The organism is Mycolicibacterium gadium, from assembly GCF_010728925.1.
Classification (GTDB): Bacteria; Actinomycetota; Actinomycetes; order Mycobacteriales; family Mycobacteriaceae; genus Mycobacterium; species Mycobacterium gadium.
In genome coordinates, this window is the sequence record NZ_AP022608.1 from 4,624,980 (window position 1) to 4,649,494 (window position 24,515).

A 24,515-nucleotide genomic window follows, 5' to 3' on the forward strand; every position below is an offset into this window, starting at 1 on the left:
CTTCTAGGCTGCGGTAAGCAATCGGGCGCGCCGGAATCTGCTGACAATCAACCGCACCGTCGCCGGGTGGGTGCCCAGCGGATCGGTGACGGCGTCGGCCCCGCTGTTGCGGAGTCGATCTTGAAAGAGTCCGTCGGCCAACAGGTATGAGGCCGCGACCACCCTCCTGGCGCCGCGACTGCGCAGCCGTGCCACCGCCTCGGCGACGGGCGGCTCACCGGTCGCGGCGAACGCCAACTCGACACGTGAGCTCGTCAGCGCCGACACCCATGCCGCCATCTTGTGCAGATCGCTGCGGGCCGCCGGATCCGACGTTCCCGCCGCGGCCAGAATCACTGAATCCCCTGAACACCAGTCACTTTCGATGAGGCGGTCGGCTAGGACCCGCGCCATTTCGGGGCTGGGCCCAAGCGCATCGGCGACGGTGACATCGCTGTGTCCGCTTGCCGCGACATGCGCGGGGATGTCGGCGTTGACGTGGTAGCCCCGTGACAGGAACGCTGGCACGACGACGGCCGGCCCCGCGAGTCCGCGAAGGACATCGGCGGGCGTCGGGCCGAGCACGTCGACGAAGGCCACGTGAACCGGGGATCCCAGCGTGGCCGCCACCCGATCCGCCAGCGAACCGATCATCTCCACGCCGGTGCGCTTACGAGTGCCGTGCGCGACGAGGACGTGTCTCATCATGCGTGCACCAAGTCCTCGTCGACGGCCAGCCGGTACCCCCGCTTAACCACCGTCGACACGATGTTCTTGTCCCCCAGGGCAGTTCGGAGCCGCAGCACCGCCGTCTCGACGGCGTGGGTGTCTGTGCCGCTGCCGGGCAGTGCGGACAGCAGCGCGTGCCGAGACACCACCGCCCCCGGTCGATGCGCGAGCGCCCTGATCGTCGCCATCCCGGCCGGTGAAACCGCCTTGACCTCGCCGTCGACGAGTACGCAGGTGCCTCGGATCTCGAGCACATGGCCGGCCACCCGGGTGGTGCGCGCGCACAGCAGCGGTAGTTCGTCGGTGATGTGGCGGGCCAACGCGCCCAACCGCATTCGCTCCGGTGCCGATGTGGGCACACCGAGGCGGACCAGCGGCCGCGCCGTCACGGGCCCGACGCACATCGCGTGCACGTTCGTGCGCAGCGCGGCGAGCAGCCGATCCTCGATCCCCAACTCTGTCGCACGCATGAGCACCGACGCGACCGCCGGTGCCGAGGTGAAACTCACCGCGTCGAACTTCTCGTCCGCGATGCCCATCACCAATTGATCGAATTCACCGTTGCGCGGTGCGGGATGCCAGCGGTAGACCCGAATCGGCACCACCTGCGCACCGGCGGCGCGCAGTTCGTCGAGGAACTCCGGAAACGGATCCCAGTCGTCGGTGGCGCCGTGTAGTTGCACCGCGATGCGTTTCCCGGCGATGCCGCCCTCGACGAGGTAGTGCAACACCTCTCGCGACGATTCCGACTCGGGGGACCACTCCTCGGGCAGCCCCGCGGCGCGCAGTGCGCCCGTCGCCTTGGGCCCGCGCGACACGATGCGGGCCTTCCCGAGAGCGGCGGTCAGGTCGTTGGCCAGACCCCAGCCGTCGGCCGCCGCGATCCAACCGCGGAATCCGATGCCGGTGGTGGCGATCACGATGTCGGGCGGTGCATCGATCAGTGCCTCGGTGTGTGCGCGCAGCGCCTCATCATCGGGCAGCGGCACCATCGTGATCGCGGCCGCGCTGGTGACGCTGGCGCCGCGGCGTTCCAGTAGCGTGCCAAGCTCTTCGGCACGCCGAGCGGAGGTCACCGCCACCCGAAACCCGGTGAGCGGTGCCCAGTCAGGCTCACTCATGGGACCTGTCTATTCAGCTCATGTTTCCAGGCGATTACTTTGCCGTTGCCTGGACGTGTCAGGGCTCGTCGGCAACGCATAAGGCCAGGTTAGAAAGGCTTTATTGCCCAGCAATGCGTCGTGGTGACCCCGCCGTGAAATTACGCTCACGCCGGGGGAGGTGGGCGTGTGAGCCGCGGCTACCAGACGTCGCCGTCGCGCCAATCACAGGTGATCTCAGCGGTGAGGTCCAGTTCACCGCCGTCAGGCAGGGCGATAGGCAAGACGAACACGCAGCCGTCGTCGTCCGGGGTTCGCGTCACTCCGGCGGGCCCCAGTACCGACGTCGGGCCCTGCCATGGCAGCCAACCGCGGGCCGGATAGATCCGTCTGCCCGCCTCCGACGCGCTCAGGGCGCCGAGGTGATACGCGCCGCGCAGCACCTGTTCGGCGGCATTCATGACGGCGCTGGCAAGGCCCTGGCCCCGCCGGTCCTGGCGCACCGCGACACCCTCGACGTAGCCGCATCGCAACGCGGTACCGCGGTACAGCAGCCGCCGCTGCACCACCGCCGCGTGCGCGATCAACGCGCCGTGATCGAAGATCAACGCGTGCATACCGCCCAGCGAATGCTCCCAGTCGGCGTCGGTGAACTCGCCGCCGAACGCGTCGGTGACCATTCGGCGCGCGTCCTCACGGGTCTCGTTGTCGAGATCGGAGGTGTGGATCAGGCGAGCGCAGTACACGCGAGGAAACGGGTCCTCGCGCAGGTGAGCGACGCTCGAGCTGTGCGCGTGCACACTGCCGTTCTACCAGCAGTGAGCGTCCTATGGGCTGCCTTCGAATGGCTGACGCGGTCGCGACCAGTGCATGCGCACCGTCTGCCCGGGCCGAATCTGCGCCACGCTGTCCATGTCGTCGTCGGCTACCACGCCGATCACCGGATATCCGCCGGTGACAGGATGGTCCGGGCCCAAGATCACCGGAAAACCGTTCGGCGGCACCTGAATTGCTCCGCGCGTCGCTCCCTCGCTGGGCAGCTGGCGATCGGGCCACCGATATTCCAGCGGCATACCGACCAAACGCATCCCCACGCGGTCGCTCTTGTTGGTGGCCTGCCAGTTGGTGCGGATCAGCACATCGGGGTCGACGAACCAGTCGTCGCGCGGGCCCGGCACGACCATCAGCTCCAGCACGTCATCCTCGATGGCGGCCACCGGTGCCTGATCCAGCTCGGGGAACTCGTCGGTGTGCTCGCCGATGGGCAGGACGTCACCCGGCGCGAGTGGCAGCGGCCCGATGGCCGACATCACGTCGTACGAGCGGGAACCGAGCACGGGGTCGACGTCGATGCCGCCGCGGACGGCCAGATAGGTCCGCAGCCCCGAGTGCGGTGCGCCGAGCGTGATCACCTCGCCGTCGCGCGCGTAGTGGATGCTGTTCGTGCCGAAGGGAACTCCGTTGACGGACGGGTCGGTGTCGGCTCCGGTGACCGCGATGGCGACGCCCTTCTTTTCCCCGCCGCGCACCCGGGCCGTCAGCCCGCCGAACGTCACCTCGATGGTGGCCAGCTCTCCCGGATTGGCCACCAGCCGGTTCGCCAGGGTGTGGGAGCGGCGATCGGCGGCACCGGACCTGCTCACTCCCATATGCGCCAGACCCGGCCGGCCCAGGTCTTCGATCAGCGACAGCGGACCAGAACGCAGGATCTCCAGTGCGGCCCCCATGACTCGGCCTCCTAACCAACCGCTCGAAACTGCACCCACATGCCCGGCATCAGCAGCGCGGGCGGATCACGGTCGACATCCCACAGCGCCGCCTGACCGTCGGCGGTGCGTCCGATCAGCTGCCAGCCGCCGGGAGACTCGCGGGGATAAACACCGCTGAACTCGCCGGCGAGACCGACCGCCCCGACCGGGACCTTGGTGCGCGGCTCATCCCGCCGGGGGACCTCGAGTCGCGCGTCCCCCCCGATCAGATATGCGAAACCCGGTGCGAAGCCACCGAATCCGACGCGCCACAGTGTGTCTGTGTGCGCCGCGACGACCTGGTCGGCGGTCAAGCCGGTGAGCTGCGCGACTTCGTCCAGATCGGGACCGTCGTAGATGACGTCGATCTGAACGTCGGCCCGAACACCGGCAGCCGCGGCCGACTCCGACGCGGCCGCGACATCCAGCTTGCCCAGTCGCTGCCGGGTGGGGCCCTGGTACCGCGTACCGGCCAGCTTGATCAGCACGGTGCGCGAGGCAGGAACGATGTCGAGCACACCCGGCAGGTCGGCGGCCCGGATCGCCGCTGACCACGCTAGCACCTCGTCGGTCCCTCCGAATTCCAGCAGCAGGGCCCGATCCCCGTAGTCGCGGATCTTGGCGGGACCCGCACCCGTCGCGTTGGCGTCCATGAGATCCACTGTCACGCTCATGGACCCAAATTACCCGCGAGTAGCAACTGCTATGCGCGCTCTATGAGCCTTGCCAGAGGAGCCTTAACGAAGCCTCACACGGCGGGCCGATATGTCGGCTCGCGGCGCTTGATGTACGCGATCACCCGGTAGGTGATGGGCAGCACGAGGATCTCGACGACGGTCTTGTACACCCAGCCCAACGCTACGTAGGTCAGGAAGTCGCCCCATGTGCTGATGCCGATCGCGCCTGCGGCGATGGTGCAGAACACGACGGTGTCAGCGAATTCGCCGACGACCGTCGACCCGATCAACCGGGCCCACAGGTGTTTCTCCTTGGTCCGTTCCTTGATCTTGACGACGACCCACGCGTTGAGCGTCTGCCCGACGATGAAGCCCGCGAGCCCGGCGATGATCAACTGCGTGAACGGCTTGACCACGGCCTCGAACGCCGCCTGGTTGGTGTAGAAGTCAGCCGCGGGCAGGTAGGCGGTGAGCCAGAACGTGAACGCGGCGATGGCCTCCATGACGAAGGCGATGTAGATGGCCCTGCGGGTGGCCCGGAAGCCGTACACCTCGGACAGCACGTCACCGATCACGTACGTCAGCGGGAACACGATGAACCCGCCATCGGTGATCAATGACCAGTCGCCGATGATGGGTCCGAATGCGATGCCCTTGGTGGCGGATACGTTCGAGATCAGAACCAGGCCGGTGAAGATCGCGACCAGCACCGGATAGTAGGCCGAGCCCGTGAGTGCGAAACCCCGGTGTTCGGACTCGGTGCTGGTGGCAGTCACCCGAATATCTTGTCAGGCGATCGCGCGGGCGATGAGCGCCGGCAACTGGTCGGCCACCACCGGATACGACAGCGGTGAGGCGAAGGCGATCGCACCCGCGAGTTCCTTGCCGGTGAACGCGTTGCGCCGCCGACTGATCGCCGGGTCGGCCAGCAGCGCGGCTTGCTGTTCGTCGCTTTCCGTGGTCCAGATCAGCACGTCGGCCGAATCGATGTTCTCGGCGACGGCACAGCCCATCTTCGTGAGGAATTCGCTGCGCCAATCGGGTGACATCACCGTGGGACCGTCTGGACCCAGGGTGCCTTCCAGCAGCAGGACCTTCTTGCCGGCGAATTGCGCGTTGTTGCTGCCCGCGGCGGCGAAGCGCTCATCGACGGCGGTGATGAGTGCCTGCATCTGGTCGTGTTTGAACACCGCCTGGCCGATGGTCGTGGCCTGAATCTTCCACGGCTCGAAGAACGCGTCCTCACCGGACTGCGCGATGGTGGGGGCGATGGCCGCCAGCTTTTCGTAGGTGTCCTTGTCAAGGCCGGCATTGGTGGCGACGATCAGGTCGGGCCGCAACGCCGCGATCTGATCGACCGCGACGCCGTCGACGAGGTTGAGCACCGCAGGCTGTGTCCCGCCGAGTTTTTGCTGGGCCCAAGGCCATACGCCAAACGGTTCGCCGCCGAACCAGTCCGTCACCGCGATCGGTATCACCCCGACGGCGAGGAGGTCGTCCTGTTCGGTGAGACCTGCGCTCACCACGCGCATGGGCGGTGCAAGGACCTTGGTCTCACCGAACACGTGCTTCACGGTGACGGACCCGTCGTCGGCGACCTCGCCCGGCTTCGAGCCGCACGCGGCCACCAAAGCCGCCGCCCCGGCGGTCATCGCCAGGAAACTCCGCCGGGACAACGAAGCAGGCACCCGGCGAGAGTAGCTAACTCATCTGAAAACTGCCGAACATCCCGGCGGCCAGGCGCGCTTAGATGGGTGGCGCCTCGCAGTAGGTCGTCGACGAGGACGACGAGGACGTGAGGACGTCACCGCGGTCGAGCTCGTTGCGCTCGATCCCCTTCATCAGCACGCCCACGTTCTCACCGGCGCTCGCCTCGTCGAGCTGTTTGCGGAACTTCTCGATCGCGGTCACCTCGACCCCCGGACCCCCGTTGATCTGGACGGTGTCGCCAACGCGCAGCGTTCCACTTTCGACGCGGCCGGTCGCGACCACGCCCCGATTCTTGATGGCGAAGACCTCTTCGACCGTCATCTTGAACATCAGGAATGCGCCAATCTCTTGTTGACCAGACGGGTCAGCCAGCCGGGTGAGAATCGGGAACCGGCCGCCAAGACCTTGGTCTGGGAGCCGACGGGGAAGTGAACCTGGTGGATGGCGCGGCGCAACCACCGCGGGTCGACCGCCGCGACAATGGCGTCGGCGATGTCCTGAGCCGTCAGTCGGATGCCGAGGGACTCGGTGCTGCCCGTCTTGAGGTGGTCCGTCATCGCGGTGTTCACGAACAGCGGCCACATCGCGATCACCCGGATGCCGTACCTACTCCACTCGATGTCCAGCGCCTCGGTGATGCCGCGGACGAAGAACTTGGTCGCGCTGTAGTTGGCGAGTTCGGCTTGGCCGTAGATCGCCGATGCGGAGGCGAGGTTGACGACGACGGAGTTCCTCGTGGACCGCAGGTAGGGAAAGGCGGCATAAAGCCCGTTCACCACGCCCTTGGTGTTGATGTCGATCTCCTTGAAGTGACCGCCGAGCTCCATCTCCTCGAAACGACCTGCGCGCAAGATGCCGGCGTTGTTGATCATCACATCGAGCCGGCCTCCCGCGGCCTTCGCGAAATCTCCTACCCGCTGGGCCATTTCGTCGGGGTCCGTGACGTCGAGGTGCCCGGTGATCGCCCGGCCGACCCCGCGTTGGTCGATCTCGTCGGCCAGCGTCTTGAGCCCGACCTCGTCGATGTCGAAGCCGCCGACGAGAAATCCGTTTCGGGCGAACGTCAGTGCGGTGGCCCTCCCGATTCCGGCCGCGGCACCGGTGATGAATACGGACTTTCTCGTAGCGGTCATGTCTCCACGATTCCATCGAAGTGCATTGCGGCTTCGAGGAGGTCCAGGGTCCGTTGCATCCGGTCGGTCAGCTCGGGCAGATGGCCGTCCAGGGCGGCCATCAACCCGCCGGACAATGCCCCGACGAACACGCGGACCTCCAGATCCTGCGGGTCGCGCCCGGTGCGGAGTGCCTCTGACTCGGCGAGTCGCTCGACAGTGTGCCGGTACTCGTCCAGCTGGGCGGCTTTGAGTTCCGGCACCGAAAGGACCAGTCGCAACCGGGCGCGTTCGAATCGCCACTCCGCCGCGGTCACAGCGTCCAGAGTGATCTCGAGTGAGCGCCGAAACGCCTTGAAGCGCGGCATGTCTGACGGCAACCCGGCAAGTGCATCAATGGTCACCTGGTCCAGGTCGTTCGCGATCAGCACCGACTCTTTGGTGGGGAAGTAGCGGAAGAAGGTGCTGGGTGCGATGTCCGCCGCGAAGGCGATCTGTTCGATCGTGGTGCTCGCGTAACCGTTGGCCTTGATGAGCCGCATGGCCTCGCGCCGGATGGTGTCGCGAGTCTGGATCTTCTTGCGGTCACGCAAACCCAGCGCTGGCCCGCCAACCGTCATACGCGGATTATTTCAGGACAAAATCAAAGACACACCGAGTCCGGTCATAGTGACGGCAATCAGTCCGTCGAGGATCCGCCAGGTGAGTGGGGTGGCGAACAGCCCGGAGAGGCGCCGCGCGCCGAGTCCGAGGCTGACGAACCAGACCACGCTCGCGGTGACCGCGCCGACGCCGAACAGCCACCGCTGCTCGCTGTGCTCGTTGGCCAGGGTGCCCAACAGGATCACCGTGTCGAGGTAGACGTGCGGATTGAGCCACGTGAGAGCGAGGCAGGTGACCAGCACCTCGAGCAGCCGGGCCGGGCCCTTCTCGGACGGCGTCAACGCGGCCGGCCGCCAGGCGCGACGCGCCGCGAGCATTCCGTAACCGATCAGGAACGCGGCGCCACCGAACCGGGCGATGTCGAGCGCGCCCGGGTGTGCGGCGATCAGGGCGCCGATGCCGGCGATGCCCGCGGTGATGAGCAGGATGTCGGATACCGCGCACACCGCCACCACCGCGGCCACATGTTCACCGCGGATGCCCTGGCGCAGCACGAAGGCGTTCTGTGCGCCGATCGCGATGATCAGCGTCAGGGAGGCAAGGAAGCCGACGAGCAGCGGTGAGTTCATGTCTTCGACGGTAGGAACCTGCGGCCGTTCAGTACAGCTAATGATTCTAATTTCGGATTAAGATCACTAATGGCGAGAGCGCCGGTGATCTGCTTCGATTGCGACGAGCTGCGTAGGAGGGCAACGATGACTACCCACCTTCCGGATTCGGCGCTGGAACCGCAGACGATGACGAAGGTCACCCGCCGTCTGATCCCGTTTCTGATCCTGCTCTACTTCGTCAACTACCTCGATCGCGTCAACATCAGCTTCGCAGGCCCCAACGGCATGAATGAAGACCTGGCGATGAGCGCCAAGATGTTCGGCTTCGCCTCGGGCATCTTCTTCATCGGCTACCTATTGCTGGAAGTGCCGAGCAATATCGCGCTTCACAAGTTCGGCGGCCGCCGTTGGCTCGCACGCATCATGCTGACGTGGGGAATCATCAGTAGCGCAATCGCTTTCGTGCCGAACGCGGAAACGCTCATCGTCCTTCGCTTCCTGCTCGGCGTGGCGGAAGCCGGATTCTTCCCCGGCATCATTCTCTACCTCACCTTCTGGTTTCCGGAAAAGCATCGCGCCAAGGCGGTGTCGCTGTTCATGGTGGCTGTGCCGGTATCGACAGCCATCGGATCCACCCTTTCCTCGTTGATCATCGACTGGGGGCACGGCCTTTTCGGTCTCGAAGGCTGGCGCGTGATGTTTCTCGTCGAGGGCATCCCGGCGGTCATGCTCGCGTTCGCCTGCTGGTTCTACCTCACGGACCGACCGGCCGACGCGGCCTGGCTGAAGACCGATGAAAAGGATTGGCTGGAAACGACACTGGACGTCGAACGCTCACTCGCCGAGACCGGGCAGCACTGGCCACTCAAGAAGGCGCTCAGTCACCCGAGAATCCTCCTACTGGCGTTCATCTACTTCGGAATCACCTACGGCCTGTATGCGGTCGGGTTCTTTCTGCCGACCATCGTCGCCGGATTCCAGGAGCAGTACGGCACTCATCTGAGCGTCATCGAGCGCGGCCTGGTGACGTCTGTTCCGTACGTCGTCGCTGCCATCGTGATGGTGCCCTGGGCGCGTCACGCCGACCGCACCAACGAACGGGTCTGGCACGTCGCGACACCGGCGATCGTCGGTGCGGTTTCCATTCCGGCCGCGCTCTACATGGCCGACCCCTACCTGGCGATGGTCGCCGTCACCCTGTCCACCTGCTCGGTGATGTGCGCCCTGCCCGTCTTCTGGGCGCTGCCGTCCACCTTCCTGACCGGGGTGGCCGCAGCCGGCGGTATCGCATTGATCAACTCGCTGGGAAACCTCAGCGGGTTCGGCGGGCCGTACATCACCGGATGGCTGAACGATCTGACCGGCGATGCCAGGGCCGCGATGTGGGTGGTCGGCGTGCTGTCGCTGGCCGCCGCTGTCGTGGTGGTCTACCTGGGGCACAAGCCAAAGCCGCAACATCAGCAAGAACAGCCACACTAATCGGCGTTGCCTTTTGGTCGCTGCTCACGCCGAACATTCATATCGACGAGAAGTCGCATCACCGATCGGTGAAGTCGGCAAGCATCGTTTCCTCCTGCGGCGCCCCCGATTCCGCAACGCTGTTACCCACGCGAAGTTCCCATCGCCACAAAGCCACCCGCGAATTCCACCCGTCAGGGGGATGGAGGGCACCGACGGGCGCTCGATGCTTGCTGCAGTATTCGATGACCACGAACGCACCTGGACGCTCTCAGAAGCGTGACTTGTGTTTGCGAATACACCGTTTCGCAACTCGCGAAGCGGGTGGTCTGCACTTCTAGCGCATTGGAGGCGCTATGGAAAGAAACCATCGCGATCCCGTTGATCACTACCGCACGACACATCAACACGCGGGCGAGACGTTCATCGATGGCTATTGTTGGCCGGGTCTGCTTTCAATTGCGCTGGGCGTGATTTCATTGGCTGGCTGTGTTGCCTCGGTTGCCTACAACCATCGCGAATACACCATGACGACCGGAGTCGTCGCAGTCCTGGCGATCGTGTTCGGCATTCTGTGGATCGTGCTGGAGCATCGTCGGGTGCGCCACATGGATATCCGTTGGCTGGCCGAACATTCCGATCAAGGCGTTCGAGCGGGAGCGTCGACGCCTAATCGAGGTTGACGAAGTCCAGCAACGTGAGCCGGTAGGTTCCAACCCTGGGTGAAGGTCCCCGAAGTGGGGGATTCGCGGGGTGAACGGGACCGAAAGGTCTATCGCGATAGCAAGACTCGGCACTACCGTGCATACATGACGGTGGCAGTGGTTGCAGGGCCTGTGCGAGTTGTCCTCGTGGACGACCACGAGATCGTCATCGAAGGCCTCAAGGCGATGCTCGCCTCGTTCCACATGAGAGTGCGTGTCGTTGGTGCGGCCGTCGGTGTGGAAAATGCGCTGAGCGTTATTGCCAACCTCATGCCCGATGTCGTGTTGTGCGATGTCCGGATGCAGGGTGCAAGCGGATTGGATCTGTGTCGGGCAATCCGGGAACGAGATCCAGAGCGCAAAGTGATCCTGCTATCCGTGTACGACGACGAGCAGTATCTATTCCAGGCACTGCGTGTCGGTGCGGCCGGGTACTTGCTCAAAGGAATCACCAGCGACGAACTGGTTCGCCAACTCGAGTACGTACGCGACGGCTCGACCGCGATCGACGCCGGTCTGGCCGCGCGAGCAGTCGACACCGCCGCACGTCTGCAATCGAACGAGTTCTGGCCGGGCGCCCGGCAGGGGCTCACGCAACGGGAGAGCGAGATCCTGTCATACGTGGTCACTGGCCTATCGAACCGCGGAATCGCCAACAAGCTGGTGATCGGGGACGAGACGGTCAAGAGCCACTTGCGGTCCATCTACCGCAAGCTCGGCGTCAGCGACCGCACCAGCGCGGCGGCCACCGCGCTACGTGAAGGTATCTACAAGTGACGGCAGCCGGAGCGCCCACCATGCGCGGGCTGGTCGAGCCCGATCGCGAGGTCGCCCTGCTGCTCGACATTGTGGCGGCAACCTCCAGCGGACCCGGACTGGAGGTCATGGCGGCCGCGGCTGCACGGATGATCACCGCGGCGACCGCATCGGATGTCTGCTTCGTGCATGTCCTCGACGACACCGACCGGTCCCTGACCCTGGTAGGTGCGACGCCGCCGTTCGACGAGCAGGTCGGCCGGATCCGGCTGCCGTTGGGGTCCGGCGTCTCCGGGTGGGTGGCCAGCCATCGTCAACCGGTAGTTATCACCGACAACAAGGAAGCCGACCCTCGCTATGTGCCGATCGGGTCATTGCGTGGATCGGACTTCACCTCGATGGCATCGGTTCCGATGGAGACCGAGCCGGGCGGCCTTGTCGGCGTCCTCAACGTCCACACTGTCCAGCAGCGTAATTTCACGGCACGTGATGTCGAGTTGTTGCTGGTCATCGGGCGGCTGATAGCCGGGGCACTGCATCAGGGCCGGCTGCATCGGCAGCTGATGGCCCGCGAGCGAGCACACGAGAACTTCGCCGAGCAGGTGATCGAGGCCCAGGAGGTAGAGCGGCGCCGACTGGCGGGCGACATCCATGACGGCATTTCGCAGCGGCTGGTGACGCTGACGTATCGGCTGGATGCCGCGGCCCGCGCCGTCGACGAGGAGAACTCGGCGGAGGCGGCCGAGCAGATCGCGAAGTCCCGTGAAATGGTCGGACTGACGCTGGAGGAAGCGCGCTCGGCTATCAGCGGCCTTCGGCCACCGGTCCTGGAAGACCTCGGCCTGGCCGGCGGTCTGGCCAGCCTTGCGACCTCGATTCCGCAGGTCGACCTGAAGCTCGAGCTTGCCGACGATCGGCTGCCCGAACACATTGAGGTCGCGTTGTATCGCATCGCCCAGGAGTGCCTGCAGAACGTCGTCAAGCATTCGCACGCCAGCGTTGCAAGCTTGCGGTTCTCGGTGTGCGACCACGTCGCACGCCTGGAGGTCGCCGACGACGGGATCGGTTTCGACACGGGCCAATCCACCGTTTCCGGGGACGGCCCCCGCGATCGTGTGGCCAAACCCGCCGGCTACGGAATGTTGTCGATGACGGAGCGGGCCGAACTGGTCGGTGGCCAACTGTCCATACAGTCGAGCCCAGCCTCGGGCACCACGGTCAGCGTGAAGGTCCCGTTGAATGCCGCGCTGCGGGCCTGATACTCAACCGTGTTGCGCGCACGGCACGTCGGCGGCGAACCGACGTAGCCAGTTGAACCAGTCCGGCATGCCCGCGCCCGTCCGGGCGCTGATCGGAAGGATCGTGGCGGTCGGGTTGACCTCGCGGACGTGGCCGATATAGGTGTCGATGTCGGCGTCGAGATAGGGGGCCAGGTCAATCTTGTTGAGCAGGACCACATCCACTGAGCGAAACATCACCGGGTACTTGAGCGGCTTGTCCTCACCCTCGGTGAGGGAATAGACCATCACCTTGGCGTGCTCGCCGACGTCGAACTCGGCAGGGCAGACCAGGTTGCCGACGTTCTCGATGATCACCAGGTCGAGCCCGGGCAGATCCAGCCCCTGCAGCGCCCTGTTGACCATCGGCGCATCCAAGTGGCATTCGCCGCCGAAGCCGTTGTTGGTGTTGAGCAGGGAGATCTGTGCCCCTCGGCCACCCAGCTTGGCCGCGTCGAGGTCGGTTGCGATATCGCCCTCGATCACCCCGACGGCGATCTCGCCCCTGAGTTCGTCGAGCGAGGCGGCGAGCACCGTCGTCTTGCCCGAGCCCGGTGAACTCATGAGATTGAGGGCGCGAATCCCATGTTGCTCGAACGCATTACGGTTGAAGTCTGCGCGGACATCATTTTCGGCGAATATCGATTCGAGCACGTCTACCCGCGCAGAGCCGGTTTCGTAGCCGCTGTGGTCCCCGTGGTCGTGGGCCCGGTCGTGGTCTTCGTGCTCATGGGAGTGCACCGTGCCGTCGTCGTGCCGATGAAATCTACCCATGCTCATCACCTTTCATGAAACTTCACACGTCACGTCACATCAAGCGACGTCACCTGGAACTCCTCGCCTTTGACCACCTCGACGTCGGCACTCTCGCATTTCGGACAGCACACCGACCACCGTGAAGCGATCTCCGACCGTTGTGCACACGAGCGGCACTGCACCTCGGCAGGAACCAGTTCGAGTTCCAGTTGCGCGTCGGGCATGCACTCGTGTTCGCGGACCAGAGTCCAGCAGAAGGACAATGAATCCGGCACCACTTGACGCAGAGCGCCGACCTGGACGTGCACGACATCGACATGCCGGTCGGCGGCATAGGTCTTGACGACGCCGGCGATCGCACGACACAGCGACAGCTCATGCACTGGTTCGCACCGCCGTCTCCATGTTGGACTCTCCTCGCCCTCGTAGTCGCAGGTACTGCGAATGGGCGCTCCACACAAAGCTATCGCTGCGCGGTGGTCATCCACGGCGGAATGACAGGCAGAAAAACGCAATCTTCCTGTGCGAAATTCTGATTGTCGGCCCGGCGGAATTTGGCTAGCGTGATCGCAACCCGCGCGGGGAGCCCGACAACCGCGCATGGCCGGTCGCGATTGCCTGACCGGAAAGGAAGGCATATGTGCCTCGGAGTTCCCGGCCAAGTGATCGATGTCTGGGAGGCTGCGGGCACCCGGATGTCGACCGTTGACTTCGGCGGCAACACCAAGACCGTCTGTTTGGCCTATCTGCCGGACATGCAGGTCGGGGAATACACAATCGTGCACGCCGGGTACGCGATCAGCCGCCTCGACGCTGAATCGGCGATGGAGACGCGGAAGATGTTCGACGATCTGGGTCTCCTCGACGACCAGGACGGTCGTGCGTCCAGCGCATAGGCTGGCCTGAAAGGCCTTGCGCACCAGGGGTACTGGTCGCGTCAAGCATCCGAAATCGCGGACCACTCCGTGTCGCTCTGCAGGTATGCGGCGACGCGTAGTGCGGCGTCCGCGACTGCGGTCGGAGTCAATCCGAGGTGCGCGGCGACTTCGCCACCAGGGCCGCTCTCGCCGAACCGCTCAATGCCGACGACGGCATCGCGGGGTCCGGCAATCGCGCGCCACCCGATCGGCACGCCCGCTTCGATCCAGACCACAGGCACGTCGGGCAGCTGGTGCCGCCCGTTTCGCACGGCGTCGTCGAAGCGTTCGCGCCACATCACCGAGGCCACAGTGGCGGTCACACCCCTGGCCGCCAGTACGTCAGCGGCATCGAGTGCAAGTGCAACCTCGGATCCGCTGGCCGCCAGCACCACATCCTGGTGCCCGGCCTGGGCGCGGACGACTCGCGCGCCGCGGCTGCGAATCTCGTCGAGTCCAGCTCCACCCAGGATGGGGAGATCCTGGCGGCTCAACACCAGTGCGGTGGGACCATCGACATTGGTCACCGCCAGCTCCCAGGCCAGCGCGGTCTCGGCGGCGTCGGCGGGGCGCAATACGGTCAGTCCCGGTATCAGTCGCAGCGATTCGAGCTGTTCGATCGGCTGATGGGTAGGTCCGTCCTCGCCAACGTGCACCGAATCGTGGGTGAACACGTAGACCACCGGCTGCTTCATCAGCGCAGACAAGCGCAGCGCCGGTCGCAGGTAATCCGCGAATACCAGGAATGTGCTGCCGAACGGCCGAAGTCCGCCGTGCAGCGAGATTCCGTTCATCACCGCGGCCATCGCGTGCTCGCGGATTCCGAAATGAATGGTGCGTCCGGAGTAATCGCCGGGTCCGACGTCCCCGCCGGGGATGGCCGTATTCGTCGACCCCGCCAAGTCCGCAGAGCCACCGATGAGCCCGGGGTACACGGTCGCGAGCGCGTTGAGGGCCGCACCTGAGGCCTTGCGGGTGGCGGTCTTGCCACCGGGGACCGCTCCATCAGAGAGCGGGGTCAGGGCGCGGAGGTCCTCGGGTCGGGGCGTGGCGTCGAGGGGAAAGTCCACGCTGAGCTGTGCGTGCTCGGCCTGCCACCGTGCGTGGGTGTCTGCCCAATCGGCATGCGACGCAGCACCCTTCACGGCGACGGCGGCGGCGGTGGCGCCGACCGCGACCGGCACCTGAAAGCTCGCCGCCGGCCAACCAAGCCGTTCGCGCATCGCCGCAAGTGTCTCTGCACCCAGTGGACTGCCATGAGCCTTCGAGGTGCCTTCTACCCCTGGTGCGCCGTAGCCGATCGTCGTGCGCACCGTGATGAAGGTCGGCCGTTCCTCGGATTCGCATGCGGTGGTGAACGCCTGGTCGAGCGCCGCGATGTCGTTACCGTCGTCGACGGCAAGGACCTGCCAGCCGTACGACGCGAAGCGTGCCGCTGCGTCGTCGGCGCAGCTCTGACTTGCTGGACCGTCGATGGTGATGTCGTTGTCGTCGAAGATGACGGTCAGCTTCCCGAGCCGCAATCGACCGGCCAGAGACGCCGCCTCATGCGAGATGCCCTCCATAAGGTCACCGTCACCGGCCAGCACCCAGGTTCGGTGGTCTACGACGGTGTGTTCTGCCGTGTTGCATCGAGCGGCCAGCATCCGCTCGGCCAGCGCCATGCCGACCGCATTGGCCAACCCCTGTCCGAGAGGTCCCGTTGTCGTCTCCACGCCGGGGGTGTGGCCGAATTCCGGGTGTCCGGGTGTGCGGGACCCGAGTTGGCGAAAACGCTGCAGCTGGTCGATCGGCATGTCGTAACCGAATACGTGCAGCAATGCATACAGCAGCATTGAGCCGTGGCCGGCCGACAGGATGAACCTGTCGCGATCCGGCCAGTGCGCATCGGCGGGGTCGTGTCGGAGGTGGCGCGACCACAGCGTCCAGGCGATCGGGCTGGTGCCCAACGGCAAGCCCGGATGACCGCTGTTGGCCGCCTCGACACCGTCGGCTGCCAAAAACCGCAGCGTATTGACAGCCAATTGATCGATTTCGGCTGTCCACGTTAATGCTTCACTTGATGCGGCGGTCATTTTGGACACGCTAGGTAATATCGAACGCCATTTATCCCCCGAAGCGGGGGATGCATAGGGTTAATGGCGAACCAGCTCAATTCGTGAACGGTTTCGCGGCTTTTTCCCGCACGACTTCGAACGCTCGTTTGCTTAGGCTGGCTGCCTGCATTGAGGAGACAATTAAGAAACAAAGGAAATAAGGAGGCAGGTGACCATCCGGGTTGACGTCAACCGGTCCAGCCGCGCTGCCCCCGGGGGCGTGGGTGTCGACCGCCCGCGTCAAGGCGCAGGACCACCTGGACGCGGGCGCGAACAAAGTCATTCTCGTCGACCTGGTCGCACTGGTCGGCAAGTCGCTCTAGCGCAATGGCGGCTATGCCGACTGAAGATCGCGGCGAAGCCGGGCTGCGGCCGCGTTCGCGGCGACGTGGACTCCGAGCGCGGTCTGGCCGTCGGCATAGCGCGTCTCGTCGCCTCCCCAGGCGGCAAGTGCCGGAGACACCAGGGCCCGCCCGAACGAAAAGGTGAGTGGCCAGGGCGTCTGATGCTGTTGCAAAGCCTCGAGGTTGGCGGTGGCCCGTTCGGGGGGTTGCCCGCCGGATAGGAAGGCCACGCCGGCCAGCTCCGCCGGCCACGCGCGCAGCACCTGCACCGTCGCGTCGGCAACCTGTTCCGGGGTGGACCGCTCCGGGGAGCCGTCACCCTCGGTGATCATGTTCGGCTTCAGCACGATACCGGCCAAGTCGACATGCTGGAGCGAGAGTTGTTGTCTCACAGCGGCATGCACGGATGCGGTGACCTCGGCGCAACGCTGAATCGTGTGCGAGCCCGTCATCATCACCTCCGGTTCGACGATCGGCACCAGGCCCGCCTCCTGACAGGCCGCCGCGTATCGCGCCAGCGCGTTGGCGTTGTTCGCGATCGATCCCCAGCTCGGCTTGTCATCGGCGATGGTGAAGACCGCGCGCCACTTGGCGAAGGCCGCTCCGATCTCGGCGTAGTGGGCCAGGCGCGCCGGCAGCCCATCCAGTCCCTCGGTGATCGTCTCGCCGGGCAGGCCGGGGCACGGCTTGGCGCCGGTGTCGACCTTGATGCCCGGCAGGATGCCTAGCTGACGCACGGCCTGTGCGAACGGTCTGCCGTCGCTGAGAACCTGACCCAAGGTCTCGTCGCAGAAGATGATCCCCGAGACGCCATCGGACAGACCGGGTGTGGTGACGAGCAACTCGCGATACATGCGCCTGCTGTCGGCGGACGGTGTCACGCCGGCCTGCTCGAGCCGCGACGACATGGTGGCGATGCTCTCGTCGGCGGCCAGGATGCCTTTGCCCGGTGCGGTGAGTTGCGCGGCGATCTGCCTGCACTCGGTCGATCTGCTTGTCATCCGTAACCCTCATTCCTCGGCCCTTTTGGCACTCGTTCGCCAACGGTAGGAGTCCACCGAATGGGCGTGCCTCACCCGGTCGGTGGATCGGGAGGGGGGCTCTGATACTTAAGCAAAAGATCATGTATTGGCATGAAACTCTCAATAGACAGCTTCAGTATTGCGATGGCAGCATTCGTCGCATGGCAGACAGATGGAACGCGGGAGTCATTCCCTATGCAGAGATGGGCTACTGGCAGCCGGACTATGTCCCCAAGGACACCGACGTGCTGTGCGCCTTCCGGATCACACCTCAGGACGGGGTGCCGCCGGAGGAGGCCGGGGCCGCAGTGGCCGGCGAATCCAGCACCGCGACGTGGACCGTTGTGTGGACCGACCGGCTCACCACCTTCGAGCACTACCAGGCGAAGTGTTACAGCGTTGAGGCCGTCCCCAATGCCCCCGGCCAGTGGATCGCTTTGATCGCCTACGACATCGACCTGTTCGAGGAGGGCTCGATCGCCAACCTCACCAGCTCGATCATCGGCAACGTCTTCGGGTTCAAGCCACTCAAGGCGTTGCGCCTGGAGGATATGCGCATCCCCACGCATTACGTGAAGACGTTCCAGGGTCCCGCGCACGGCATCGTGATGGAGCGCGAGCACCTGAGCAAGTTCGGCCGTCCGCTGCTGGGCGCCACCACGAAGCCGAAGCTCGGCCTGTCGGCGCGCAATTACGGCCGCGTCGTCTACGAGGCGCTGCGCGGCGGCTTGGACTTCACCAAGGACGACGAGAACATCTGCTCACAGCCGTTCATGCGCTGGCGTGACCGCTTCCTGTTCTGCATGGAGGCCGTCAACCGGGCGCAGGCCGCCACCGGCGAGATCAAGGGGCATTACCTCAACGTCACCGGCGGGACCATGGAGGCGATGTACGAGCGGGCCGAGTTCGCCAAGGAGCTCGGTTCGGTGGTGGTCATGATCGACCTGACAATCGGCTACACAGCGATCCAGTCGATGGCGAAATGGGCCCGCGACAACGGCGTGCTCCTGCACCTGCATCGCGCCGGCCACGGGACCTACACCCGGCAGAAGTCGCACGGCATCAGCTTCCGGGTGATCTCCAAGTGGATGCGGCTGGCCGGGGTGGACCACATCCACGCAGGCACGGTGGTCGGCAAACTCGAGGGCGACCCCAACACCACCGCCGGGTTCTACGACACGCTGCGCCTGGACAGCATCCCCGCGGATCCGGTCAAGGGCCTGTACTTCGACCAGGAATGGGTGTCGATGCCCGGTGTGATGCCGGTGGCGTCCGGCGGAATCCACGCCGGCCAGATGCATCAGCTGATGCATCACCTCGGCGAGGACGTGATCCTGCAGTTCGGGGGCGGCACGATCGGGCATCCGATGGGGATCGCCTCGGGTGCCGAGGCCAACCGCGTCGCGTTGGAGGCCATGGTCAAGGCACGCAACGAGGGTCGCGACTTCTACAAGGAGGGGCCGGAGATCCTCAAGAAGGCCGCCTCCCGCAACCGAGCGCTCGACACGGCGCTCGCCACCTGGGGTGACATCACCTTCAACTACGAATCCACCGACACCCCCGACGTCGTCGCGACGCCGACGAACGCCTGAAACACCGGAACGGAGTTCATCCATGAGAATCACCCAGGGCACCTTCTCCTACCTGCCCGACTTCACCGACGAGGAGATCACCGCCCAGATCGATTACGCGCTGAGCAACGAATGGCCGCTGTCGGTCGAATTCACCGACGACCCTCATCCGCGCAACACCTATTGGGAGATGTGGGGCCTGCCGATGTTCGACCTGAAGGATGCGGCCGGTGTGCTGCTCGAGGTGAATGCGTGTCGCGCCGCGAATCCGAACACCTACATCCGCCTCAACGCCTACGACGCGAGCCTGGGCCGGCAGACGACAGCGTTGTCCTTCATCGTCAACCGTCCTGCGGAGGAGCCGGGCTTCCGGCTCGACCGGGCAGAGAAGGCCGACAGGCAGATCGGCTACACCACGCACTCCTATGCCACCGAACGTCCCGAGGGATACCGGTATCAACCGGAATGACCCGATGACGATCCAATCCGCCGAGAACCCGCGCAGCTCGTTCGGGTACCGGCCTCGTCCGGCTCCCGGTCCGCAATTGGACGGGGAGCCGGACGTGCCGGAGCAGGAGATCCTGCCCGCCGGTGCCGTCGTCGATCTTTCCGCCGCCCGTCGGGAGTCGGGCATCGACGAGGTGCTGGGCAAGCTCGACGCCGAGCTTGTCGGCCTCGAGCCGGTCAAGACGCGCATCGCCGAGATCGCGGCGCTGCTGCTCGTGGACAAGATGCGGGGCCGATTCGGGCTGCGGGCACCGCAGCCCACCCTGCACATGTGCTTCACCGGTAACCCCGGTACCGGTAAGACGACGGTGGCGATGCGGATGGCTGACCTGCTGCATCGCCTCGGCTACCTGCGGCGCGGACACCTGGTCAGCGTCACCCGCGACGATTTGGTGGGCGAGTACGTCGGGCATACCGCGCCCAAAACCAAGGACGTCATCAAGCGGGCGATGGGCGGGGTGCTGTTCATCGACGAGGCGTACTACCTGTACAAGGTCGAGAACGAGCGCGACTACGGTTCCGAGGCGATCGAGATCCTGTTGCAGGTGATGGAGAACCACCGTGACGATCTGGTGGTCATCCTCGCCGGCTATGCCGACAAGATGGATCAGTTCTTCTCCGCAAACCCCGGCATGCAGAGCCGAATTGCGCACCACATAACCTTCCCCGACTACACCGTCTACGAACTCGAGGACATCGCGGTGCTGATGACCGATGGGTTGGGCTACGCGTTCTCCGACGACGCCCGCGAGGTGCTGCGTAGCTACCTGCAGCGAAGGATCGACCAGCCCTGGTTCGCCAATGCCCGCAGCGTGCGCAACGCGCTCGAGCGAGCGCGGCTGCGGCACGCACGGCGACTGCTCACGACCGAGGGCAGCGTCGATCTGTCCGCCCTCACCACCATCGAGCCCGCGGATCTGTTGGCGAGTCGCGTTTTCACGGATGCGACGAAGGAGCAAACTGCATGAGCGACTCCCGTGGAACAGAGGCGATATGACGACCAATGCCCGACTGCGCGCGCTCGTAGAGCTGGCTGATGCGGGGTCCGTGCGGGGCGCCGCCGAACGCCTGGTGGTGACGGAGTCCTCGATATCGTCGGCCGTGCGCGCCCTCAGTAACGACATCGGCATCGTGTTGGTCGACCGGCACGGGCGTGGCGTCCGATTGACCCCGGCGGGCGTTCGGTACGTGGAGTACGCACGCCGCATCCTCGGTCTGCACGATGAGGCGATCCGGGCGGCCCGCGGCGAGGCCGACCCCGAGAACGGCTCAATCCGGATCGCGGCAGTGACATCTGCCGGCGAACTGTTGATTCCCGCCGCGCTGGCCTCGTTTCGGGCCGAGCACCCCGGTGTGGTGTTGAACCTCGAGGTCGCCGCGCGCAATGCCATCTGGCCGATGCTGTCGCGTCACGAGGTCGACCTCGTCGTCGCCGGCCGTCCCCCCGATGACCTCCGTGGTGCGCTGCCCATACGTGCAGTAAGTCCGAATACCCTGATCATGGTCGGCGCTCCTGCCGTTGCCGAGGACTTCGAGCCCGCGACCGCGACGTGGCTGCTGCGTGAACCTGGATCCGGGACACGGTCGACGATGACGGCCTTGCTCGACGAGCTCACGATCGCCCCGCCGCGGCTGGTGCTTGGATCCCATGGCGCCGTGGTGGCCGCCGCGGTCGCAGGCCTGGGTATCACGCTGGTATCGCGACAGGCAGTGAAGCGGGAACTGGACGCGGGCATATTGGTGGAGCTGCCGGTAGCGGGCACACCGTTGAACCGGCCGTGGCATGTGGTGAGTCAGTCCACCGCGACGATGTCGACCGAACTGCTGATCGAACACCTGCTGTCGCATCCCGAGTTGGGCTGGCGCAACGTGACCGGCGTCCGGCGTCGTGCGTCTTGACCTCTTAGCGCCGTAGGGTTTCCGACGGAGCCTCCCCCCAGCGCTTGCGGTATTCCACCGCGAAGCTGCCAAGGTGGTGAAAACCCCAGCGCTCCGCCACCGACGTCACCGTGACGCCGTCGCTGGGCACTGCGTCGGCCAGTTCCTCGTGCGCCCGCTCGAGTCGGCGCTCCCGTACGAAGGTCATCGGAGTCATGCCGAGTTCCTGCCGGAAACCCTGTTGTATCGATCGAACGCTTATATGCACAGCTCGTGCCACTGAATCCATCGTGATCCGTTCCGCGAGGTGGTCGTCGATGTAATTCATCGCCTCTTGAACCACCGCGCGGCGCTGGTCGGGCTTTGGTGGCTGCAGGAACTCATCGTGATAGTTCGACGGTTGCAACTGCAGCAGGCTGCTCATCACCAGTTCCTCCACGGCCCCGATGCCCTGGCCGTGCTGTATCAGCGAGCCGGGATGAAAGACCTCGGTGTGGATCAACTGGACAGCGGTGTGCCAGCGCATCGCGGCGTCTGTCGCGAGATCGAACTCAGGCTCGAATTCCAGCGGCCGCGACAGGCTGCGGCCCAGCAATCGGGTGAGGTGCGCGGTCATCGCTCGCGCTTCGATCCGGATCAGCAGCTGCGGTGAATCGTGGTCGAAAGCGACGCGCAGGGGTACCCCGGGACTCGTCACAAGTGCACGGATTGTGTTGGCCTCGAACGTGCGGGTGCGATGGTCGACCATCGCGCGCCCATTCATGGGCATGTGCACAGCAAAGTACTGACCCAGAATCGGGATGTCGATCGTGGCGGCTACATGTAGGTCGAGATAGAGCATGCTCACGTTGCGCAACCGCACTCCGTGCATCGTCGCTGCAAACGCGTCTCTCTGCTCCGGCGCCACCTCGAGTTTCAATGGCGCAAGTGCTTGGGCGATCAGCCGGGATGCCTCTGCGACGTCCTCGGTGTAGAAGATTTCGTTGCTCGCAAGGGCCGGCGGGACACCGCGGGAGCGCACCTTGCGGCGAACCGGATTACTGGTCCGCCGGACGTCGATGTAGCCGAGACGCGTCAGCCGGGACATCGCGCTGACCCGCCGTCGGGCGGCGTCGACAATGAACCGATGACTAAAGCATCGGTGCTGATCACGCAAGCCTCCGAGGATTCTGGCGCGTCCCAGCGCGCTAACGTCTGCGCAATCCTGACATATCCTGCGCGATTGCGATAGGCAGCATGTCACAGTCCCGATAGCTTGTGACTGGGGCCACACCGGCCCAGTCAACATCCGACGCGGGAGGTCTGCATGACGGCAAACGGGCAGGTGATGGCAATATCGCCGGCGGATGCCCTGCGTGACCGCCTGGACGACCCTCAGATAGCCAGTTCATTGAACAGCCTGCTCGACCATGCCGATCTGCTGGCCGTCCTCGTGACCGGTGTGGACGGATTGCTACGGCGCGGCGATGAAATCGGCGAGTCCGTGACCGCCGCCGTCGACGAAATCAGGGAATCCTCACGGACGGGTCTGGTTCCCGGCATCGAGTCGCTGAAGGAAGTCGACCTGCGGGCACTGGCGGGAAGCCTGGCGAATCTGTCCGGCGCGCTGATCGGCGCCACCCCGGCGCTGAACACTCTCTTGACGTCGCGGTTGACCGACCCGGAGACCGCCGAGGTGCTCGCGTTCCTCGGTCAGGCGCTTGCCGAAGGCAGGGCAGCCGCCGATGCCGATCCCGGCGGTCCCAAGGGCATGTTCGGCATTTGGCGTGCCACCAAGGACAAGGACATCGCACGCGGCCTCGGTTTCATGATTCAGGTGGCGCGGGCGTTCGGTCGCCGGCTCGCCCAGGAATGACCCCGAACTCTTTGCATTAAAGGGTTTCCAGCCCGAAAACCCTAGGTTTGCGACCTCAGCCCCGGTCGCCTGTGAAAGGAGTTTTAATGGCTTCTGTTTTATGGTTTCAGGGTGGTGCGTGTAGTGGAAATACAATGTCATTTCTCAATGCGGAAGAACCCAATGTCGTCGATTTGATCGTCGATTTCGGGCTCGATTTGCTTTGGCATCCCTCATTGGGTCTGGAGCTCGGCGCTAATGCGCAGAAGGTCTTCTGGGACTGCGCTAAAGGCGAGCGGCCGCTCGATATTTTCGTTTTCGAAGGCACCGTCATCGAGGCACCCGACGGAAGCGGCCGGATGGACATGTTCGCCGACCGGCCGATGAAGGACTGGGTGACCGACCTGGTCGACGCCGCACAGATTGTCGTGGCGATTGGTGACTGCGCGTGCTGGGGCGGAATCCCGGCGATGGAGCCCAACCCATCCGGGTCGACCGGGCTGCAGTTCCACAAGCGTGACAAGGGCGGATTCCTTGGGCCGGACTTCCGGTCGAAGATGGGATTACCCGTGATCAACATTCCGGGATGTCCGGCGCACCCGGACTGGATCACGCAGATCCTCGTTGCGCTGGCCACCGGGCGTGCCGGTGACATCACGCTCGACGAGCTGCACCGGCCCGAGACGTTCTTCAAGACCTTCACGCAGACCGGCTGCACACGCGTGCAGTTCTTCGAGTACAAGCAGTCAACCACCTCGTTCGGCGAGGGAACGCGCACCGGCTGCCTGTTCTACGAGTTCGGTTGCCGCGGGCCGATGACCCACTCGCCGTGTAACCGGATTCTGTGGAACCGCCAGTCGTCGAAGACCCGCGCGGGCATGCCCTGCCTGGGTTGCACCGAGCCCGAGTTCCCCCATTTCGACCTGGCCCCCGGCACGGTGTTCAAGACGCAAAAAGTCAGCGGGATGATCCCCAAGGAGGTGCCCGAGGGGTCGGATCACCTGACCTACATGGCCCATGCCGCCGCTGCCCGCATCGCCGCTCCGCAATGGTCGAAGGAAGACATGTTCGTGGTCTAGCAATGGCGAAACATCGTGCGGCCAAACCATCAGCCCAGGTTCTGAAA

28 protein-coding genes are annotated in these 24,515 nt (G+C 65.0%); 12 read left to right on the top strand and 16 right to left on the bottom strand.

Annotated elements, in window-relative coordinates:
• Window positions 1–3: 3 nt before the first annotated feature.
• The 11 genes from G6N36_RS22845 to lysE form a co-directional block, all read right to left on the bottom strand.
• A complete protein-coding gene (locus tag G6N36_RS22845; protein WP_163690835.1) occupies window positions 4–684 on the bottom strand; it encodes a sirohydrochlorin chelatase in 681 nt (226 codons plus the stop codon).
• Window positions 684–1,829, bottom strand: coding sequence for a uroporphyrinogen-III synthase (locus G6N36_RS22850; protein WP_163689086.1), 1,146 nt, complete (start codon window positions 1,827–1,829; stop codon window positions 684–686). The genes G6N36_RS22845 and G6N36_RS22850 overlap by 1 nt, the downstream gene beginning before the upstream one ends.
• 179 nt (window positions 1,830–2,008) lie before the next feature.
• Window positions 2,009–2,578, bottom strand: coding sequence for a GNAT family N-acetyltransferase (locus G6N36_RS22855; protein WP_163690836.1), 570 nt, complete (start codon window positions 2,576–2,578; stop codon window positions 2,009–2,011).
• Between the two features lie 57 nt (window positions 2,579–2,635).
• Complete coding sequence (locus G6N36_RS22860) at window positions 2,636–3,535, bottom strand: 5-oxoprolinase/urea amidolyase family protein (RefSeq protein WP_163689087.1); 900 nt, start codon at window positions 3,533–3,535, stop codon at window positions 2,636–2,638.
• 11 nt (window positions 3,536–3,546) lie between these two features.
• Complete coding sequence (locus G6N36_RS22865; protein ID WP_163689088.1) at window positions 3,547–4,230, bottom strand: 5-oxoprolinase subunit B family protein; 684 nt, start codon at window positions 4,228–4,230, stop codon at window positions 3,547–3,549.
• A 74-nt stretch (window positions 4,231–4,304) separates the two neighbouring features.
• On the bottom strand, window positions 4,305–5,009 hold the full coding sequence (locus G6N36_RS22870) for a queuosine precursor transporter (RefSeq protein WP_163689089.1): 705 nt from the start codon (window positions 5,007–5,009) through the stop codon (window positions 4,305–4,307).
• 12 nt (window positions 5,010–5,021) lie between these two features.
• Window positions 5,022–5,921 carry an ABC transporter substrate-binding protein gene (locus tag G6N36_RS22875; protein ID WP_163689090.1) on the bottom strand — a complete coding sequence of 300 codons (900 nt, stop codon included), beginning with the start codon at window positions 5,919–5,921 and terminating at the stop codon, window positions 5,022–5,024.
• 58 nt (window positions 5,922–5,979) lie between these two features.
• Window positions 5,980–6,273 (bottom strand): EF-Tu/IF-2/RF-3 family GTPase, encoded by a 294-nt coding sequence (locus G6N36_RS22880; protein ID WP_083128132.1) that lies wholly within the window; start codon window positions 6,271–6,273, stop codon window positions 5,980–5,982.
• Window positions 6,273–7,076, bottom strand: a complete 804-nt coding sequence (locus tag G6N36_RS22885; protein WP_163689091.1) for an SDR family oxidoreductase — start codon at window positions 7,074–7,076, stop codon at window positions 6,273–6,275. Before G6N36_RS22885 ends, G6N36_RS22880 begins: the two co-directional genes overlap by 1 nt.
• Window positions 7,073–7,675 (bottom strand): acyl-CoA-like ligand-binding transcription factor, encoded by a 603-nt coding sequence (locus G6N36_RS22890; protein WP_163689092.1) that lies wholly within the window; start codon window positions 7,673–7,675, stop codon window positions 7,073–7,075. The genes G6N36_RS22885 and G6N36_RS22890 overlap by 4 nt, the downstream gene beginning before the upstream one ends.
• Before the next feature lie 12 nt (window positions 7,676–7,687).
• Window positions 7,688–8,287: an L-lysine exporter gene (lysE, locus tag G6N36_RS22895; protein ID WP_083128129.1), complete on the bottom strand. Its 600-nt coding sequence runs from the start codon at window positions 8,285–8,287 to the stop codon at window positions 7,688–7,690.
• 126 nt (window positions 8,288–8,413) lie between these two features.
• Between lysE and G6N36_RS22900 the strand changes: the two genes are divergently transcribed.
• From G6N36_RS22900 to G6N36_RS22915, 4 genes are all read left to right on the top strand, one after another.
• On the top strand, window positions 8,414–9,748 hold the full coding sequence (locus G6N36_RS22900) for an MFS transporter (protein WP_163689093.1): 1,335 nt from the start codon (window positions 8,414–8,416) through the stop codon (window positions 9,746–9,748).
• 335 nt (window positions 9,749–10,083) lie between these two features.
• Complete coding sequence (gene usfY, locus G6N36_RS22905) at window positions 10,084–10,410, top strand: protein UsfY (protein ID WP_163689094.1); 327 nt, start codon at window positions 10,084–10,086, stop codon at window positions 10,408–10,410.
• A gap of 126 nt (window positions 10,411–10,536) precedes the next feature.
• Window positions 10,537–11,208, top strand: coding sequence for a response regulator (locus tag G6N36_RS22910; RefSeq protein ID WP_179964849.1), 672 nt, complete (start codon window positions 10,537–10,539; stop codon window positions 11,206–11,208).
• Between the two features lie 20 nt (window positions 11,209–11,228).
• Window positions 11,229–12,446, top strand: coding sequence for a GAF domain-containing sensor histidine kinase (locus tag G6N36_RS22915; RefSeq protein WP_163690838.1), 1,218 nt, complete (start codon window positions 11,229–11,231; stop codon window positions 12,444–12,446).
• 3 nt (window positions 12,447–12,449) lie between these two features.
• On the opposite strand, the gene hypB is transcribed toward G6N36_RS22915, so the two are convergent.
• Window positions 12,450–13,238, bottom strand: a complete 789-nt coding sequence (gene hypB / locus G6N36_RS22920; RefSeq protein ID WP_163689095.1) for a hydrogenase nickel incorporation protein HypB — start codon at window positions 13,236–13,238, stop codon at window positions 12,450–12,452.
• 29 nt (window positions 13,239–13,267) lie between these two features.
• Window positions 13,268–13,603, bottom strand: a complete 336-nt coding sequence (locus G6N36_RS22925; protein WP_163689096.1) for a hydrogenase maturation nickel metallochaperone HypA/HybF — start codon at window positions 13,601–13,603, stop codon at window positions 13,268–13,270.
• Window positions 13,604–13,858: 255 nt separating this feature from the next.
• Here G6N36_RS22925 and G6N36_RS22930 point away from each other — a divergent pair, with 255 nt between their 5' ends.
• Entirely contained in the window at window positions 13,859–14,116 is a 258-nt protein-coding gene (locus G6N36_RS22930) for a HypC/HybG/HupF family hydrogenase formation chaperone (RefSeq protein ID WP_163689097.1), read from the top strand.
• 41 nt (window positions 14,117–14,157) lie between these two features.
• Here the strand turns inward: G6N36_RS22930 and tkt are convergent, their stop codons facing one another.
• Complete coding sequence (gene tkt, locus G6N36_RS22935) at window positions 14,158–16,212, bottom strand: transketolase (protein ID WP_163689098.1); 2,055 nt, start codon at window positions 16,210–16,212, stop codon at window positions 14,158–14,160.
• 203 nt (window positions 16,213–16,415) lie between these two features.
• Here tkt and G6N36_RS22940 point away from each other — a divergent pair, with 203 nt between their 5' ends.
• Window positions 16,416–16,556, top strand: a complete 141-nt coding sequence (locus tag G6N36_RS22940) for a hypothetical protein (protein WP_163689099.1) — start codon at window positions 16,416–16,418, stop codon at window positions 16,554–16,556.
• 11 nt (window positions 16,557–16,567) lie between these two features.
• On the opposite strand, the gene G6N36_RS22945 is transcribed toward G6N36_RS22940, so the two are convergent.
• Window positions 16,568–17,578, bottom strand: a complete 1,011-nt coding sequence (locus G6N36_RS22945; protein ID WP_163689100.1) for a class I fructose-bisphosphate aldolase — start codon at window positions 17,576–17,578, stop codon at window positions 16,568–16,570.
• A gap of 182 nt (window positions 17,579–17,760) precedes the next feature.
• Here G6N36_RS22945 and G6N36_RS22950 point away from each other — a divergent pair, with 182 nt between their 5' ends.
• Genes G6N36_RS22950 through G6N36_RS22965 form a run of 4 tightly spaced genes read left to right on the top strand, consistent with a single transcriptional unit; the run spans window position 17,761 to window position 21,576 of the window.
• Window positions 17,761–19,191 (top strand): form I ribulose bisphosphate carboxylase large subunit, encoded by a 1,431-nt coding sequence (locus G6N36_RS22950; RefSeq protein WP_163689101.1) that lies wholly within the window; start codon window positions 17,761–17,763, stop codon window positions 19,189–19,191.
• A 22-nt stretch (window positions 19,192–19,213) separates the two neighbouring features.
• Window positions 19,214–19,639, top strand: coding sequence for a ribulose bisphosphate carboxylase small subunit (locus tag G6N36_RS22955; RefSeq protein ID WP_163689102.1), 426 nt, complete (start codon window positions 19,214–19,216; stop codon window positions 19,637–19,639).
• Between the two features lie 4 nt (window positions 19,640–19,643).
• On the top strand, window positions 19,644–20,645 hold the full coding sequence (cbbX, locus tag G6N36_RS22960; RefSeq protein WP_163689103.1) for a CbbX protein: 1,002 nt from the start codon (window positions 19,644–19,646) through the stop codon (window positions 20,643–20,645).
• A gap of 25 nt (window positions 20,646–20,670) precedes the next feature.
• Entirely contained in the window at window positions 20,671–21,576 is a 906-nt protein-coding gene (locus G6N36_RS22965; protein WP_163689104.1) for a LysR family transcriptional regulator, read from the top strand.
• A 4-nt stretch (window positions 21,577–21,580) separates the two neighbouring features.
• On the opposite strand, the gene G6N36_RS22970 is transcribed toward G6N36_RS22965, so the two are convergent.
• Window positions 21,581–22,642, bottom strand: coding sequence for an AraC family transcriptional regulator (locus G6N36_RS22970; protein WP_163689105.1), 1,062 nt, complete (start codon window positions 22,640–22,642; stop codon window positions 21,581–21,583).
• A 219-nt stretch (window positions 22,643–22,861) separates the two neighbouring features.
• Between G6N36_RS22970 and G6N36_RS22975 the strand changes: the two genes are divergently transcribed.
• Entirely contained in the window at window positions 22,862–23,410 is a 549-nt protein-coding gene (locus G6N36_RS22975; protein WP_163689106.1) for a helical membrane plugin domain-containing protein, read from the top strand.
• Window positions 23,411–23,496: 86 nt separating this feature from the next.
• The gene (locus tag G6N36_RS22980; RefSeq protein WP_099039813.1) at window positions 23,497–24,468 is read left to right on the top strand and encodes an NADH-quinone oxidoreductase subunit B family protein; all 972 of its coding nucleotides are present in this window, start codon (window positions 23,497–23,499) and stop codon (window positions 24,466–24,468) included.
• Window positions 24,469–24,515: the final 47 nt, after the last annotated feature.

Coding starts and splice junctions, on each gene's coding strand:
- G6N36_RS22885 (WP_163689091.1), bottom strand. CDS start 7,076: ATGACCGCTACGAGAAAGTCCGTATTCATCACCGGTGCCGCGGCCGGA.
- G6N36_RS22955 (WP_163689102.1), top strand. CDS start 19,214: ATGAGAATCACCCAGGGCACCTTCTCCTACCTGCCCGACTTCACCGAC.
- G6N36_RS22910 (WP_179964849.1), top strand. CDS start 10,537: ATGACGGTGGCAGTGGTTGCAGGGCCTGTGCGAGTTGTCCTCGTGGAC.
- G6N36_RS22915 (WP_163690838.1), top strand. CDS start 11,229: ATGCGCGGGCTGGTCGAGCCCGATCGCGAGGTCGCCCTGCTGCTCGAC.
- usfY (WP_163689094.1), top strand. CDS start 10,084: ATGGAAAGAAACCATCGCGATCCCGTTGATCACTACCGCACGACACAT.
- G6N36_RS22945 (WP_163689100.1), bottom strand. CDS start 17,578: ATGACAAGCAGATCGACCGAGTGCAGGCAGATCGCCGCGCAACTCACC.
- G6N36_RS22845 (WP_163690835.1), bottom strand. CDS start 684: ATGAGACACGTCCTCGTCGCGCACGGCACTCGTAAGCGCACCGGCGTG.
- G6N36_RS22965 (WP_163689104.1), top strand. CDS start 20,671: ATGACGACCAATGCCCGACTGCGCGCGCTCGTAGAGCTGGCTGATGCG.
- G6N36_RS22890 (WP_163689092.1), bottom strand. CDS start 7,675: ATGACGGTTGGCGGGCCAGCGCTGGGTTTGCGTGACCGCAAGAAGATC.
- lysE (WP_083128129.1), bottom strand. CDS start 8,287: ATGAACTCACCGCTGCTCGTCGGCTTCCTTGCCTCCCTGACGCTGATC.
- G6N36_RS22865 (WP_163689088.1), bottom strand. CDS start 4,230: ATGAGCGTGACAGTGGATCTCATGGACGCCAACGCGACGGGTGCGGGT.
- hypB (WP_163689095.1), bottom strand. CDS start 13,238: ATGGGTAGATTTCATCGGCACGACGACGGCACGGTGCACTCCCATGAG.
- cbbX (WP_163689103.1), top strand. CDS start 19,644: ATGACGATCCAATCCGCCGAGAACCCGCGCAGCTCGTTCGGGTACCGG.
- tkt (WP_163689098.1), bottom strand. CDS start 16,212: ATGACCGCCGCATCAAGTGAAGCATTAACGTGGACAGCCGAAATCGAT.
- G6N36_RS22950 (WP_163689101.1), top strand. CDS start 17,761: ATGGCAGACAGATGGAACGCGGGAGTCATTCCCTATGCAGAGATGGGC.
- G6N36_RS22850 (WP_163689086.1), bottom strand. CDS start 1,829: ATGAGTGAGCCTGACTGGGCACCGCTCACCGGGTTTCGGGTGGCGGTG.
- G6N36_RS22880 (WP_083128132.1), bottom strand. CDS start 6,273: ATGTTCAAGATGACGGTCGAAGAGGTCTTCGCCATCAAGAATCGGGGC.
- G6N36_RS22900 (WP_163689093.1), top strand. CDS start 8,414: ATGACTACCCACCTTCCGGATTCGGCGCTGGAACCGCAGACGATGACG.
- G6N36_RS22975 (WP_163689106.1), top strand. CDS start 22,862: ATGACGGCAAACGGGCAGGTGATGGCAATATCGCCGGCGGATGCCCTG.
- G6N36_RS22970 (WP_163689105.1), bottom strand. CDS start 22,642: ATGTCCCGGCTGACGCGTCTCGGCTACATCGACGTCCGGCGGACCAGT.
- G6N36_RS22860 (WP_163689087.1), bottom strand. CDS start 3,535: ATGGGGGCCGCACTGGAGATCCTGCGTTCTGGTCCGCTGTCGCTGATC.
- G6N36_RS22980 (WP_099039813.1), top strand. CDS start 23,497: ATGGCTTCTGTTTTATGGTTTCAGGGTGGTGCGTGTAGTGGAAATACA.
- G6N36_RS22930 (WP_163689097.1), top strand. CDS start 13,859: ATGTGCCTCGGAGTTCCCGGCCAAGTGATCGATGTCTGGGAGGCTGCG.